This is a genomic window from Methylibium sp. (assembly GCF_031393925.1).
Classification (GTDB): Bacteria; Pseudomonadota; Gammaproteobacteria; order Burkholderiales; family Burkholderiaceae_C; genus Methylibium.
On record NZ_JANMWL010000042.1, the window covers coordinates 1 to 13883 of the forward strand.

Here is a 13883-nt window from a genome sequence, read left to right on the forward strand (position 1 = left end):
ACCGGCCCGCAGCTCACCGCAGCGAGTGCGCGCCTGAGGCCAGCGCCGCCCTCCTCGCCCCACTTGAGCGCCAGGCTCAGCAACAGCTCCAGGCCCGTCGCGCCGGGCTCGGCCTCGGCGAAGGGCAGCGTCTTGGCGTCCGGCGCGACCGGCGTGTGGTCCGACACCAGCGCGTCGATCGTGCCGTCGGCCAGTGCAGCGCGCAGCGCGTCGCGGTCGCGCTGCTGGCGCAGCGGCGGGATCAGGCGCATGGCGGAGTTGAAATAGCCGATGTCCATGTCGGTCAAGTGCAGCGAATTGATGCTGACGTCGGCCGTGACCGGCAGGCCTTCGGCCTTGGCCGCACGCAGCAGCTCGACGCCAGCGGCGCTCGACAGCCGGCACAAGTGCACGCGCGCACCGCTGGCGCGCACCAGTTCGAAGATGGTGTGCAGCGCGATCGTCTCGGCGCCGACCGGCACGCTGGAAAGGCCCAGCCGCGTCGCGACCGCGCCGCTGGCGGCCACGCCGCCGCCGAGCCACGGATCGTTGGGCTGCAGCCAGGTGCTGTAGCCGAAGGTCGCCGCGTACTGCAGCGCGCGCGCCAGCACCTGGGTGTCGCGCACCGGCGCGTCGGCCTGCGAGAAGCCGACGCAGCCGGCCTCCGTCAACTCGGCCATCTCGGTCAGCACCTCACCGGCCAGGCCGCGCGTCAGCGCCCCGAGCGGGAAGAGCCGGCAGCGGCTGAGCTTGCGGGCGCGGAACTTGAGCATCTCGACCAGGCCCGGCTCGTCGAGCGTGGGGTCGGTGTCGGGCAGGCAGACCAGGCTGGTCACGCCGCCTGCGGCGGCGGCGGCCAGCTCGCTCTCCAGCATGCCTTCGTGCTCGTGGCCGGGTTCGCGCAGCCGCGCGGCCAGGTCGACCAGGCCGGGGGCGACGATCAGGCCACCGGCGTCGATCGTGCGCTCGGCGCCGAAATCGGGCAGGGCCGTGCCGATGCTGACGATCCGGCCGGCGGCGATTGCGATATCGGCGCGCTCGTCGCGGCCCGAGGCGGGGTCGATGACGCGGCCGTTTGTGATGAGAATCTTCATGGTACGTGAAGCTGCTTCAGTAGTTGGCCAAGCCCAGACCCAACCGATAGAGCCTTTGTTTAGTCCGTCTCACGCAGACACCTTGCATGCGCTTCCCCCTTTGATCCAGTACAGGTAGAGCGCCTCCATCTCCTTCTGCCTGTTCTCCGACAACTGATATCTGGTGCTTATCTCAACAACGGAGCGCAATTCGGTGATCGTCTTTACGGTAACGACGGTGAATACCTGCCGGCCCGAGAACGGCACGTACGAGACTGAGACCTCACCAGACCTTCCGCTCTCATCAATGTCGCTGTCCACGATAAATGGAGCACCCAACAGAGGAATGCCGCCAGACTCTTCACAAGCCTTCAAGCCGGTTCGTAATGCTCTGTACACCTTCGAGAAAGCGTGCTGAGTCTCGAAGCTGAACATGCCCTGAGCCTCAAGCTTCGCTTGGGCAGTAGTCGGAGGCGGCAACGCACAGCCGGACGTGGCAAGGAGACACAACCCGGACCACCAATGCCGAGCAAGAGATGCCTTCATAGTTAATCCTCGAGAACTGCAAAAGCGAAAGCCGTCTACGCCCTAAGCGTCATTCCCCGCAATGATCGACATCACCGCCATCCGCACCGCGATGCCGAACGTCACCTGCGGCAGGATCACGCTCTGCTTGCCGTCGGCCACGGCGGAGTCGATCTCGACGCCGCGGTTGATCGGGCCCGGGTGCATCACGATCGCGTCGGGCTTAGCGAGCGCGAGCTTCTCTTCGCTCAGGCCGAAGCTCTTGTAGAACTCGCCGGCGCTGGGCAGCATCGCGCCGCTCATGCGCTCGTTCTGCAGGCGCAGCATGATGATCACGTCGGCGTCCTTGATACCCTCGGCCATGTCGTGGCAGACGCGCACGCCCATCGCCTGCAGATCGGCCGGCACCAGCGTGCGCGGGCCGACCGCGCGCACCTCGGCGGCCCCGAGCGTGGTGAGCGCATGGATGTCCGAACGAGCCACGCGCGAATGCACGACGTCGCCGACGATCGCCACCACCAGGCCCGAGAACTCGCGCTTGTAGTGGCGGATCGTGTACATGTCGAGCAGGCCCTGCGTCGGGTGCGCATGGCGGCCGTCGCCGGCATTGACCACGTGGACGTGCGGCGCCACATGCTGCGCGATCAGGTAGGGCGCGCCGCTCTCGGCGTGGCGCACCACGAACATGTCGGCGTGCATGGCCGAGAGGTTGGCGATGGTGTCCAGCAGCGACTCGCCCTTGGCGGTGGAGCTGCGAGCGATGTCGAGGTTGATGACGTCGGCCGACAGCCGCTTGGCCGCGATCTCGAAGGTGGTGCGGGTGCGCGTGCTGTTCTCGAAGAACAGGTTGAACACGCTCTTGCCTCGCAGCAGCGGCACCTTCTTGACCTCGCGGTCGTTGACGCTCAGGAAGGTGCCTGCGGTGTCGAGGATCTGGTGCAGCACCGCCTTGGGCAAGCCCTCGGTCGAGAGCAGATGGATGAGCTCGCCGTGGGCGTTGAGTTGCGGGTTGCGCTTGGAGAGCATGGCGTGTCGGGGCCTAGAGGTTCTCGATCTCGAAGTCGAAGCGCCCCGAGCCGTCGCGCGTGAGCGCCAGGCGCTGCGTGGCCGGCAGCACCACGCGCGCGGCAGAAACGGCCGGCTCGATCGGCAGCTCGCGCCCGCCGCGGTCCACCAGCACCGCGAGCGTGACGCTGGCCGGGCGGCCGAAGTCGAACAGCTCGTTGATGACTGCGCGCGTGGTGCGGCCGGTGTAAAGCACGTCGTCGATCAGCAAAATGTGGCGTCCGTCGATCTCGAACGGCAGCGCGGTGGCATCGGTGGTGGCGGCCAGGCCGCGCGAGCCGAAGTCGTCGCGGTGCAGGGTGCTCGAGATCACGCCGTGCGCGCCGGCCAGACCCAGGTCGTGCTGCAGGCGCTCGGCCAGCCATGCACCGCCCGACCAGATGCCCACCAGCGCGCTGGCCGCGCTGTCGTCGTGACGCACCAGCGGCCGCACGCGCGCCAGCAGGTCCGCGTAGAGCGCTTCGGCGTCGAGGTGAAGCGTGGTCATGGCCGCCCCCACGGCGCTGCGCGCCGGCCCCCCGAGGGGGCGTTCGCTTGCTTGGGGCGGCCCGGCACTGCGCTCATGGATGCTCCCGAAAATACTGTTCAAGCAGGATCGCTGCGGCAGCCGCATCGACGTCGGCCTCGGCCGCACCGTCGGCCAAGGCCTCGGTGGTCGAGTAGCGCTCGTCGACCTCGTGCACCGGCAAGCCGAAACGGCCTTGAAGCTGGCGAGCAAAGCGCCGCGCGCGGCGCGTATTGTCATGCTCGGCGCCGTCGGGATGGAAGGGCACGCCGACCACCAGCGCAGCCGGCTGCCACTCTTTGATGAGCCGCCCGATCGACGCGAAGCGCGCGTTGCCCCCGGCGACCACCGTGGTGAGCGGCGCGGCGGTGCGCATGAGCGTGGTGCCGCTCGCCACGCCGGTGCGTTTCACGCCGAAATCGAAAGCAAGCAGGGTATCGAAGGAGGCGGCCGGACGCGGCGCCTCAGCCATGACCCGCTTCGCTGCTGAGCATGCGCGCATCGATCCCGAGCAGGCCGAGCGCACGGTCGTAGCGCTGCTCGATCGGCGTCTCGAAGATCAGCTCCGGCTTCGCACCGACGGTGATCCAGCCGTTGCGCGCGATCTCGTCCTCGAGCTGCCCGGCGCCCCAGCCGGCATAGCCCAGCGTGACCAGCACCCGCTTGGGACCGGCGCCGCTGGCCAGGGCTTCGAGCACGTCCTTGCTGGTGGTCATGGCCATGCCGCCCGGAATGCGCAGCGACGAGTTGTAGCGGGCACCGTCGGCGTCGATGTTGGCCGCATCATCGTCGCCGCTCTCGTGCAACACGAAGCCGCGCTCGGTCTGCACCGGACCGCCCAGGTAGACCGGTTGCTCGGCGAGTTCAGTGCGGTCGAGCGAGAGTTCGACCTTCTCGAACAGCTTGCCGAGCTTGATGTCGCTGGGTTTGTTGATCACCAGCCCAAGCGCACCACGCTCGGTGTGCTCGCAGAGGTAGATCACGGAGCCGGCAAAGTTGTCATCGGTCATGCCCGGCATGGCGATGAGAAACTGGTTCGTGAGGTCGATGGCGGATTCGGCGACCATGACGCGGATTCTAGACACCCGGCACACTGATCCCCATGCCGAATTCCCCGCACAAGACCCTGAATGCTGCGCTGGTGTGGTGTCGCCGCGACCTACGCGCCCATGACCATGCCGCACTCCATCACGCGCTGCGCAGCGCACGACGCGTGTGGGTGGCCTTCATTTTCGACACCGACATCCTCGAGGCGCTGCCCCGCGCGGACCGCCGCGTGGAGTTCATCCGTGACGCGCTGGTGGACCTCGACGCGCAGCTGCGCGTGCTCGGTAGCGCGCACGGCGTTGAAGGCGTCGGCCTGATCGTGCGCCAGGGCCGAGCGCGCGAGGAGCTGCCGCGCCTGGCCGCAGCGCTGCATGTGCAAGCGGTCTATGCCAATGCCGACTACGAGCCGGCCGCGACCCTGCGCGACGCTCGCGTGCGCGGCGCGCTGGCCGAGCTGGGCGTGGCTTACCACGCGAGCAAGGACCAGGTGGTGTTCGCAACCGACGAGGTGCTCACCGGCGCCGGCAAGCCCTACAGCGTCTTCACGCCTTACAAGAAAGCCTGGCTGAAGAAGCTCGAGCCCTTCTATCTGCAGGCCTACCCGATCGAGCGCCACGCCGCAGCGTTGGCACCGCTGCCCATCGGCGAGCGCACGGAAATGCCGAGTCTGGCCGAGATCGGCTTTTCTGCCACCAACCTGGCAGCGCTGCACCTGGCAGGCGGCACGCGCGGTGGGCGCGCCCTGCTCGACGATTTTCTGGACGAGCGCATCGACCGCTACGACCATGCGCGCGACTTCCCGGCCGTCAAGGGGCCGAGCTACCTCGGCGTTCACCTGCGCTTTGGCACGCTGTCGGTGCGCGAGCTGGCGCGGCTCGCTTGGGAGCGCCAGCAGGCCGGCTCACCCGGCGCGCGCATCTGGCTTTCAGAGCTGGTGTGGCGCGACTTCTATCACCAAGTGCTTTATCACCATCCGCAGGTGGTCGACGCCAGCTTCAAGCCGGCCTACGACCGCATCAAATGGGAGCACGGCAAGGCGGCCGACACGCGCTTTGCTGCCTGGTGCGAGGGCCGCACCGGCTACCCGCTGGTCGACGCGGCCATGCAGCAAATCAACCAGACCGGCTACATGCACAACCGGCTGCGCATGGTCACCGCCAGCTTCCTGTGCAAGGACCTTGGCATCGACTGGCGCCGCGGCGAGCACTACTTCGCCGAGCGGCTCAACGACTACGACCTCGCCGCCAACAACGGCGGCTGGCAGTGGGCCAGCTCGAGCGGCTGCGACGCCCAGCCCTACTTCCGCATCTTCAACCCGGTGAGTCAGAGCCAGAAGTTCGATGCCGAGGGCAAGTTCATCCGGCGCTACCTGCCGCAGCTCGCCGCCCTGCCTGACGCCTCGCTACACGCGCCCTGGCAGGCGCGTCCCGCCGATTTGGCCGCCGCCAACGTGCGGCTGGGCCGCGACTATCCGGCGCGCATCGTCGATCACGACGAGTCACGGCTGCGCGCCCTGCAGCGCTATGCCGTGGTGAAGACGCTTTGAGCGGCGCGGCCGGCTCGCAGGCAGCGGCGCCGACGCCCGGAGGAACGCAGTTTGCTCCTGCTGTGACGAGCGCCACGCGGGCCAGCGGCCCACGATTTGCCCTCGAATCGATCTTCACCCCCTCACGAAAGGAACAACGCCATGGGTCTGATGAGTTTCATCAAGGAAGCCGGAGAAAAACTGTTCGGCAACGGCGAGGCCAAGGCCGCCCAGGACGCAGCGGCGAAGTCACCGAGCCCCGAAAACGTGGCACGCCTGAACACCGCCGCCGGTGAGGCGATCGAGAATTACATCGACACGATGGGGCTCGAGGTCGACGCCCTCGAGGTGCAGTTCGACGGCGCCACCGGCACCGTCACGGTGAGCGGCCAGGCGCCCGACCAGGCCACCAAGGAAAAGGTGCTGCTGTGCTGCGGCAACGTGCAAAGCGTGAGCGCCGTCAACGACATGCTCACCGTGGCCGAGGCCGCGCCCACGGCGCAGTGGTACACGGTGGTCAAGGGCGACAATCTGTCGAAAATATCCAAGCAGTTCTACGACACGCCCAACCAGTACCCGCTGATCTTCGAGGCCAACAAGCCAATGCTCACCCACCCCGACAAGATCTACCCTGGCCAGGTGCTGCGCATCCCGCCCAAACCCTGAAGCAACAGCGGCATACACGCATCTGCGGTGCTGCCCCCCGACGGGGTGCTGAGCCCTCTTGGGGCGGCCCGGCAAGGCGCTGAGTTCAGCGCAGGCCGACCGCGCCGCTGATCGCCTTGGCGGCGCCGGCACCGACGGCAGCGCCGAAGCGCTTGGCCAGGCGCTCGGCGACGTTTTCCTTGGGCGTGTAGTCGATCACCTCTTCGGCCTTGACGACCTCGCGCGCGACGTAGTCAAGGCTGCCGAGGTGGTCGGCCAGCCCTTGCTGGAGCGCCGACTCGCCGCTCCAGAACAAGCCCGAAAAGGTTTCCGGCGTTTCTTTCAGGCGCTTGCCGCGTCCCTCTTTCACCACGGCGATGAACTGCCGGTGAATCTGGTTGACCATGGCCTGCGCATAGGCACGGTGGGCTTCCGAGAGCGGCGAGAAGGGGTCGAGCAGGCCCTTGTTTTCGCCCGCGGCGATGAGGCGGCGCTCGACGCCGAGCTTTTGCATCGTGCCGGTGAAACCGAAGCCGTCCATCAGCACGCCGATCGAGCCGATGATCGAAGCCTTGTCGACATAGATCTCGTCGGCCGCGGCGGCGATGTAATAGGCGGCCGACGCGCACAGCTCCTCGCACACGGCGTAGAGCTTCTTCTTGTGCAAGGTCTTCAGGCGCCGCAGCTCGTCGTAGATGAGCCCGGCCTGCACGGGGCTGCCGCCGGGCGAGTTGATGCGCAGCACCACCGCCTGCGCGCCGTCGTCGTCGAACGCCGTGCGCAGGGCCGCATTCAGGGCCTCGGCGCTGGCGTGACCCTCGGCGTCGATCTCGCCACGCACGTCGATCAGCGCAGTGTGCGGTCCGCTCGGCGCGGAGACGCCCCGCTGCTGCGCGACCAGCGCCCACGCCAGCGCGACAAACAGCAACAGCCAGGCAAGGCGGAAGAACACGCGCCAACGGCGGTCGTCACGCCGATCGCGCAAGAAGCCGCGCGCAAAGTCCTCGATCACGCGGGCGTCGACGCTCGGCGGAGCGGGCGTGGCGGGGGTCACGGTGGGGTGCGCGGGCGGAGGGCCGAGCGTGGGTTCGGCCGGTCGGCCATCGTCAAGATTGCTCATGGGAATTCTCTCGGGGCCGCTTTCGGCCGGATGTCGCGGGAAGGATACCAACTGACCTGGCCGCCCTGCTCCGTCACCCTCAAGGCCGTGAGCCGACCACGGCCACACGGCCCTCCGACGCAGCGGCCACTCGAGGGCTCGTAGGAGGCGCCGTGGATCGAACACAGGATGAACTCGCGCTCGGCGTCGAGAAACTCGCCGGGCTGCCAGTCCATTTCGGTGGGCACGTGCGCACAACGGTTGAGGTAGGCGACCACACGGCCGCCGTGGCGCAGCGCAAAGGCGCGCACGGGGTGGCCGTACTCGAGCACGTCGAACACCAGCGCACGCCCGCGCTCGACCAGCGCGGTCGAGGCACACAGCGGCAGCGCCTCGCAGGGCGCGCTCGTCGCCGGCAGCGCGTCCTCACGCATGGGCGAGCAGCCAGTCGCGCAGTTCGACGGTGGAATGCGCGACGAAGCGCGGCGTGTAGGCTTCGAAGGCCTCGCGCTCATGGGCGCCAAAGCTCACCGCCACGCTCGCCGCGCGCGCATTGGCCGCGAGCTGCAGATCGTGCGTGGTGTCGCCGACCATCAAGGTGCGCTCGGCCGCGCAACCCAGTTCGGCCATCAGCTCCAGCAGCATTCGGGGATGCGGCTTCGAGGTGGTCTCGTCGGCGGTGCGGGTGGCGTCGAACAGGCCACGCAACTGCACCGTGTGCAGCGCTTCGTCGAGGCCGCGACGCGATTTGCCGGTGGCCACCCCGAGCCGGTGCTGCCTGGCCTTCAATGCATGCAGCATGTCGAGCGTGCCGGCGAAGAGGCTCAGCTCATGCTGGCGCCTGAAGTAATGATGACGGTAGCGCTGGACCAGCGCCGGGTAATGCTCGGTCGCGAGCCCCGGCACCGCGAGTTTCAGCGCCTCGACCAGGCCCATGCCGATCACGTAGGCGGCCTGGGCGTCGCTCGGCACGTCCGCGCCCACGTCGGCGGCGGCCGCCTGGATGCACTGCACGATCAGTGCGGTCGAGTCGAACAGGGTCCCGTCCCAGTCGAACACGATGAGGTCGAACTGGCGCGCTGGGGTCGCGGTCATGTCAGGGGCTCGGGCTTCAATGCGGTGAAGAAAGGCACGCCAGCAAGCGCACGCACTCGGCGGGCAACGGCGCCTCGAGCTCCAGGCGTTCGGCGCTGGCCGGATGATCGAACGCCAGGCGCCGGGCATGCAGGAACATGCGCTCCAGGCGCAGCCCGGCCTGGCCCCGTGCCAGTTCGCGGTTGAGGGCGAAGTCGCCGTACTTGTCGTCGCCAACGATCGCATGACCCTCGCTGGCGAGATGCACGCGGATCTGGTGGGTGCGGCCGGTCTTGATGGTCACGTCGAGCAGAGCGTAGCCCTCGTACTGCCGCACCAGCCGCACCAGGGTGATCGAGCGGCGTCCGTCCTCGTCGTCCGGCGCGACGGTGCGCACACGGCGCTCGCCCTGGTCGGTCAGGAACTTGTGCAGCGCCACGTCGATGACCTTCTTGCTGGCCGGCCAGGCGCCGATCACCAGCGCTGCATAGGTCTTGCCAGTTGCGCGCGAGCGAAACTGGTCCTGCAGGGCAGTGAGCGCGCTGCGCTTCTTGGCGATGAGCAGCAAGCCGGAGGTTTCCTTGTCCAGGCGGTGCACCAGCTCGAGCAGCTTCGCCTCGGGCCGCGCGCGGCGCAATTGTTCGATCACGCCGAAGCTCACGCCGCTGCCGCCATGCACGGCCACACCGGCCGGCTTGTCGAGCACCAGCAGATGCTCGTCCTCGTAGACGATCGGAAACTCGCGCGGCGGGGCTGGCGCGGTGTCGGCGCGCTGCGCCACCCGCACCGGCGGCAGCCGCAACTCGTCGCCCAGCGCCAGCCGTGTGTCAGCGCCCGCACGACCGCGGTTCACGCGCACCTCGCCGCTCCTGATGATGCGGTAAACGTGGGTCTTGGGCACGCCCTTGAGCGTCTTGACGAGGTAGTTGTCCAGGCGCTGGCCGGCGCCGTCTTCGCCGACGTAGACATGCCGAACGGCAGGGGGTGCGGTGGGCGTCGGCGCTGCGGCGAGCGGCGAGGCCTTGCGCGCCGGGGCGCCTTTGCCTCCTATAATGCGTTGCACCATGAGAGCGCCGTAAGTGATTGATTCGTTTGAGTTTACCCGTCACTTCGGGGGCGTCGTGGGCCCTGCAGCCTTGGTGGCCGCAGGTCTTCGGTGATGCAACGCCGCACGGCGCGGCCGGGCCGGCTCCCAAGGTGAGCGGCAGGCAGCGCAGGGCGGCGGCAGAGCCAGCGTAGATCGAACCAAGAACAAGGTTTTCAGGCGGCAGGACGAGACGGCGCATTGCGCGCCAATCGGCCGGCAGCCCGCGCAGCGTGATGTCCCTGATGTCTTCGGCCCGCTTCCTTCCCACCGCATCCCGATCGCAGGCAGCGCATTGCGCGCTGCGCATTGGCATGGGTGCAAGGCAAGCGCGCACCCGCCCCGGCTTGGCCGGTGGCAAGCGCATCCGGTTGCACGCCAGCACACGCGCCAACGCTTGACCGCCACGCGCTCCTTACCGGGAGCGGCGGTCGAAGTCCAGGGCGATTCCTTCCGGTTCCTCCTCGCTGTTTCGTGCGTCGACAGGCCGTGCCTGAGGACAGGCACGGCAGCCAGCGTGTGTGGGCAGGCCAAAACGCGCCTCCCGCACGAAGGAGTGCACACGTGAAACGCATGTTGATCAACGCCACGCAGCCGGAAGAACGGCGCCTGGCCATCGTCGAGGGGCAGAAGCTGCTCGACTTTGAAACCGAGATCGAGGGGCGCGAACAGCGCAAGGGCAACATCTACAAGGCGGTGGTCACGCGCGTCGAGCCCTCGCTCGAAGCCTGCTTCGTCGATTACGGCGAAGACCGCCACGGCTTCTTGCCGTTCAAGGAAATCGCCAAGGAGTTCTTCAAGCCGGGCGCGTCCGTGCGCGAGGCCAAGATCCAGGATGTGATCGGCAACGGCACCGAACTGCTGGTGCAGGTGGAAAAAGAGGAACGCGGCAACAAGGGCGCGGCGCTCACGACCTTCGTGAGCCTGGCCGGGCGCTACCTCGTGCTCATGCCCAACAACCCGCGCGGCGGCGGCGTGTCGCGGCGCATCGAGGGCGAGGACCGCGAGGAGCTGAAAGAAAACCTCGACCAGCTCGAATACCCCAAGGGCATGAGCCTGATCGCGCGCACCGCCGGCATCGGCCGCTCGGCGCCCGAGCTGCAGTGGGACCTCAACTACATGCTCAAGCTGTGGGACGCGATCGACGGCGCGGCCAAGGCGGGCAAGGGCGCGTTCCTGATCTACCAGGAAAGCTCGCTGGTGATTCGCGCGATCCGCGACTACTTCACCGCCGAAGTCGGTGAGATCCTGATCGACACCGACGACATCTTCGAGCAGGCACAGCAGTTCATGAACCACGTGATGCCCGAAACGGCCAATCGCGTGAAGCGCTACAAGGACGACGCGCCGCTGTTCAGTCGCTTTCAGATCGAGCACCAGATCGAGACCGCGTTCTCGCGCACCGTGAACCTGCCCTCGGGCGGCGCGATCGTGATCGACCACACCGAGGCGCTGGTCTCGGTGGACGTGAATTCGGCGCGCTCCACGCGCGGCAGCGACATCGAGGAAACCGCCACGCGCACCAACCTCGAGGCGGCCGACGAGATCGCGCGCCAGATGCGCCTGCGCGACCTCGGCGGCCTGATCGTCGTCGACTTCATCGACATGGAAGAAAGCAAGAACCGCCGCGAGGTCGAGACGCGCCTGCGCGACGCGCTGCGCAGCGACCGTGCGCGGGTGCAGTTCAGCTCGATTTCCAAGTTCGGCCTGCTCGAACTGAGCCGCCAGCGCCTGCGCCCGGCCTTGAGCGAGGGCTCGCACATCACCTGCCCGCGCTGCAACGGCACCGGCCACATCCGCGACACCGAGTCGTCGGCGCTGCAGATCCTGCGCATCATCCAGGAAGAGTCGATGAAGGAGAACACCGCTGCCGTGCATGTGCAGGTGCCGGTGGAAGTGACGAGCTTCCTGCTCAACGAGAAGCGCACCGAGATCACCAAGATCGAACTGCGCCAGCGCACCACGGTCCTGCTGGTGCCCAACAAGCACCTGGAAACGCCCAACTACAAGCTCGAGCGCCTGCGCCACGACGACCCGCGCCTGGAGAACCTGCAGGCCAGCTACACCATGATCGAGGAGCCGGACGACGAGGTCGGCATCACCCGGCGCGAGAAGACCAAGGCCAAGCAGGAACCGGTGATCAAGGGCGTGCTGCCGGACATGCCGGCGCCGTCGCCCGTCGCACGACCGACGCCTGTGCCGAAGGCCGAGCCGGTCCCGGTGGCCGCCGCGACGGTGGCGTCAACGGGTGCCGCGGCGCCGCAGGGCGGCGGTTTCTTCGGCTGGATCAAGAAGGTATTCGGCGGCGCACCCGCGCTCGCGCCCAAGCCCGTTGCCCAGCCCGCTGCGACGACGCCGGCCCCGGCTGGCAGGCCGGCGCGCGATGGTGCTCGCGAGGGAGGGCGCGATGGCCGCGGTCGCCGCGGTGGTCGTGGCGACCGTGACGGTCAACGAGGCGAACGCAGCGAACGCCCGGAAAACCGCGAAGCACGCAGCGAGCGGGGTGAGGAGCAACCGCGCCGCGAAGGTCGAGAAGGCCGTGAAGGCGACCGCGAGGGTCGCGATGGCCGTGGCCGCCGTGGCGAACGCCCGGAAGGCGTTGCCGGCGAAGCAGCGTCGGCTGCGGAGCGCGGTGAGCGCGAGCCTCGCCCAGAGGGTCGGCGCACGGCGCCCCCGCCACAGGCCGCAGGCGACGAACTCGCCAGGCCGCTGGCCGCTGCGTCCGCCGAAGGTCTGGGCGATGCCATGCCGCCGGACGACTCAATGCAAGCCGGGGACACCAGCGAACGCGAAGGCGCGCGTCGGCGTCGCCGTCGCGGTGGCCGGGGCCGCGGCGAGCGTGACGAAGCGCGCGGTGATGCGCCCTCGCCCGCGCAGGCCGGCGACGAGTTGCGCGCCGAGGCGGATGACACCGTGTCGGGCGACAACACCGAGCATCTGCTGCCGCCGAGCAATGAAGCTCCAGCCGATGAGCGCGGCGACGCCGACGCGCCGCGCACCGACACGGACGAGCACAGCGAGCACGGTGACGGCGGTGAAGCACGCCGCCGTCGTCGGGGCGGCCGGGGTCGCCGCGAGCGCACCGAGGGCGAAGTGGTGATCAACGCCAACGCCGAAGCCGTCGAGCAAGTTGCCGCGGCCGCGCCGGCCGAGGGAGGTGCCGCAGTCGAGGCGACACCGGCCATAGCCGACGTGTGGCAGGACGCGCCGCACCCCGCGTTGCACGACGCGTCGCGGCACCCCCCGCAGGACGCGATCGCGGCACGGCCGCCCGTCGCCTCGCCGGTTCGCGCCGCCGATCCGATCATGGTGGCGAGCGCAGCACCCGAGCCGACGCCAGAACCTCGTCCCGCACCGCCGCCGCGGCCCTACGCCCTGCCGCTGGGGGAACTCTCGGCCGTGGCCGAAGGCGCCGGCCTCGAGTGGGTCAATACCGACACCGACAAGGTGCGCGCGGTGCAGGCGGCGATGGCCAATGCGCCCCAGCCCGTGCATGTGCCGCGCGAGCCAAAACAGTCCATAGTCAGCGACGATGGCCCGCTGGTGCTGGTTGAAACGCGCAAGAACCTGTCGCAGATCAAGCTGCCGTTCGAAGGCCGCTGACCGACCAGCCGGGACACCGGCGCGCTACGCAACGCCCCCTGCCGCCAGGCCCGGGGCGTCGTCGTTTGCGCCGCCGCCGGGGCCGTCCAAGGCCGCGCGCATGGTGGAGCGACCGTCGCGTTTGGCAAGGTACATCGCCTGGTCGGCCCGCGCAATCAAACCCTCGGCGGTATCGGACTGGTCGCAAAACTCGACCGTGCCGATGCTCGCGCTCACGGTCACTTCGAAGCCGCCGACCCGCACCGGCTCGCACAGCACGCGCAGCAGTTTGCGCGCCACGGTTTCGCTGTCGGCGTTGTGCGCAATCACCGGCAGCAACACGATGAACTCGTCGCCGCCGATGCGTGCCACCGTGTCGTTGCCGCGCACCGCACGGAGCATGCGAACCGCCACGGCCTTGAGCACGACGTCGCCGGCCGCATGGCCATGGTCATCGTTGATCTGCTTGAAACGATCGAGATCGACGAACAGCAGCGCCCCCTGCGTGGCGTTGCGCGCCGAGCCGCTCAAGGCCACGCGCAATTCGGGGCGGTGTCGAACCCGTGTCCACTGAACCGGCGCAATACCGCACATCGGCGGCGTTGCCAATCGATGCCGGCAGCGTGCATTCACGGCAAACGATCGAGCGCCCGCAGGTAGGGCGCGTGGTGCATCAACTC

14 protein-coding genes are annotated in these 13883 nt (G+C 68.5%); 3 read left to right on the plus strand and 11 right to left on the minus strand.

Annotation, left to right across the window (positions count from 1 at the left end; translation table 11 throughout):
• The 6 genes from RMO12_RS02945 to RMO12_RS02970 all read right to left on the minus strand — a co-directional run.
• Positions 1–1073: dihydroorotase (locus tag RMO12_RS02945; RefSeq protein WP_309638138.1), on the minus strand; the 1073-nt coding region annotated here is incomplete at its 3' end.
• A 69-nt stretch (positions 1074–1142) separates the two neighbouring features.
• Entirely contained in the window at positions 1143–1487 is a 345-nt protein-coding gene (locus RMO12_RS02950) for a hypothetical protein (RefSeq protein ID WP_309638139.1), read from the minus strand.
• Between the two features lie 153 nt (positions 1488–1640).
• Positions 1641–2603, minus strand: coding sequence for an aspartate carbamoyltransferase catalytic subunit (locus RMO12_RS02955; RefSeq protein ID WP_309638140.1), 963 nt, complete (start codon positions 2601–2603; stop codon positions 1641–1643).
• Between the two features lie 13 nt (positions 2604–2616).
• Positions 2617–3129: a bifunctional pyr operon transcriptional regulator/uracil phosphoribosyltransferase PyrR gene (gene pyrR, locus RMO12_RS02960; protein WP_309638141.1), complete on the minus strand. Its 513-nt coding sequence runs from the start codon at positions 3127–3129 to the stop codon at positions 2617–2619.
• Positions 3130–3202: 73 nt separating this feature from the next.
• A complete protein-coding gene (ruvX, locus tag RMO12_RS02965) occupies positions 3203–3619 on the minus strand; it encodes a Holliday junction resolvase RuvX (RefSeq protein ID WP_309625902.1) in 417 nt (138 codons plus the stop codon).
• Positions 3612–4214: a YqgE/AlgH family protein gene (locus RMO12_RS02970; RefSeq protein ID WP_309625903.1), complete on the minus strand. Its 603-nt coding sequence runs from the start codon at positions 4212–4214 to the stop codon at positions 3612–3614. The genes ruvX and RMO12_RS02970 overlap by 8 nt, the downstream gene beginning before the upstream one ends.
• 35 nt (positions 4215–4249) lie before the next feature.
• Here RMO12_RS02970 and RMO12_RS02975 point away from each other — a divergent pair, with 35 nt between their 5' ends.
• Both RMO12_RS02975 and lysM read left to right on the plus strand, forming a co-directional pair.
• Entirely contained in the window at positions 4250–5740 is a 1491-nt protein-coding gene (locus RMO12_RS02975) for a deoxyribodipyrimidine photo-lyase (RefSeq protein ID WP_309638142.1), read from the plus strand.
• A 141-nt stretch (positions 5741–5881) separates the two neighbouring features.
• On the plus strand, positions 5882–6385 hold the full coding sequence (gene lysM, locus RMO12_RS02980) for a peptidoglycan-binding protein LysM (RefSeq protein WP_309638143.1): 504 nt from the start codon (positions 5882–5884) through the stop codon (positions 6383–6385).
• A gap of 85 nt (positions 6386–6470) precedes the next feature.
• Here lysM and RMO12_RS02985 read toward each other — a convergent pair whose 3' ends face one another.
• The 4 genes from RMO12_RS02985 to RMO12_RS03000 are packed head-to-tail and all read right to left on the minus strand — an operon-like array spanning position 6471 to position 9600.
• Positions 6471–7484: a S49 family peptidase gene (locus RMO12_RS02985; protein ID WP_309625087.1), complete on the minus strand. Its 1014-nt coding sequence runs from the start codon at positions 7482–7484 to the stop codon at positions 6471–6473.
• Positions 7481–7897: a Rieske 2Fe-2S domain-containing protein gene (locus tag RMO12_RS02990; protein ID WP_309638144.1), complete on the minus strand. Its 417-nt coding sequence runs from the start codon at positions 7895–7897 to the stop codon at positions 7481–7483. The genes RMO12_RS02985 and RMO12_RS02990 overlap by 4 nt, the downstream gene beginning before the upstream one ends.
• Complete coding sequence (locus RMO12_RS02995) at positions 7890–8558, minus strand: HAD-IA family hydrolase (protein ID WP_309638145.1); 669 nt, start codon at positions 8556–8558, stop codon at positions 7890–7892. The genes RMO12_RS02990 and RMO12_RS02995 overlap by 8 nt, the downstream gene beginning before the upstream one ends.
• A 16-nt stretch (positions 8559–8574) precedes the next feature.
• A complete protein-coding gene (locus RMO12_RS03000; protein WP_405029607.1) occupies positions 8575–9600 on the minus strand; it encodes an RluA family pseudouridine synthase in 1026 nt (341 codons plus the stop codon).
• Between the two features lie 585 nt (positions 9601–10185).
• Here RMO12_RS03000 and RMO12_RS03005 point away from each other — a divergent pair.
• Entirely contained in the window at positions 10186–13224 is a 3039-nt protein-coding gene (locus RMO12_RS03005; RefSeq protein WP_309638147.1) for an Rne/Rng family ribonuclease, read from the plus strand.
• Between the two features lie 24 nt (positions 13225–13248).
• Here the strand turns inward: RMO12_RS03005 and RMO12_RS03010 are convergent, their stop codons facing one another.
• Positions 13249–13746, minus strand: a complete 498-nt coding sequence (locus tag RMO12_RS03010; protein WP_405029606.1) for a diguanylate cyclase domain-containing protein — start codon at positions 13744–13746, stop codon at positions 13249–13251.
• Between the last annotated feature and the right edge of the window lie 137 nt (positions 13747–13883).

Excerpts from the sequence above, each read along its gene's own strand:
- RMO12_RS02975 (WP_309638142.1), top strand. The coding sequence starts at position 4,250 with ATGCCGAATTCCCCGCACAAGACCCTGAATGCTGCGCTGGTGTGGTGT.
- RMO12_RS02990 (WP_309638144.1), bottom strand. The coding sequence starts at position 7,897 with ATGCGTGAGGACGCGCTGCCGGCGACGAGCGCGCCCTGCGAGGCGCTG.
- RMO12_RS02995 (WP_309638145.1), bottom strand. The coding sequence starts at position 8,558 with ATGACCGCGACCCCAGCGCGCCAGTTCGACCTCATCGTGTTCGACTGG.
- RMO12_RS02955 (WP_309638140.1), bottom strand. The coding sequence starts at position 2,603 with ATGCTCTCCAAGCGCAACCCGCAACTCAACGCCCACGGCGAGCTCATC.
- RMO12_RS02985 (WP_309625087.1), bottom strand. The coding sequence starts at position 7,484 with ATGAGCAATCTTGACGATGGCCGACCGGCCGAACCCACGCTCGGCCCT.
- lysM (WP_309638143.1), top strand. The coding sequence starts at position 5,882 with ATGGGTCTGATGAGTTTCATCAAGGAAGCCGGAGAAAAACTGTTCGGC.
- pyrR (WP_309638141.1), bottom strand. The coding sequence starts at position 3,129 with ATGACCACGCTTCACCTCGACGCCGAAGCGCTCTACGCGGACCTGCTG.
- ruvX (WP_309625902.1), bottom strand. The coding sequence starts at position 3,619 with ATGGCTGAGGCGCCGCGTCCGGCCGCCTCCTTCGATACCCTGCTTGCT.
- RMO12_RS02970 (WP_309625903.1), bottom strand. The coding sequence starts at position 4,214 with ATGGTCGCCGAATCCGCCATCGACCTCACGAACCAGTTTCTCATCGCC.
- RMO12_RS02950 (WP_309638139.1), bottom strand. The coding sequence starts at position 1,487 with ATGTTCAGCTTCGAGACTCAGCACGCTTTCTCGAAGGTGTACAGAGCA.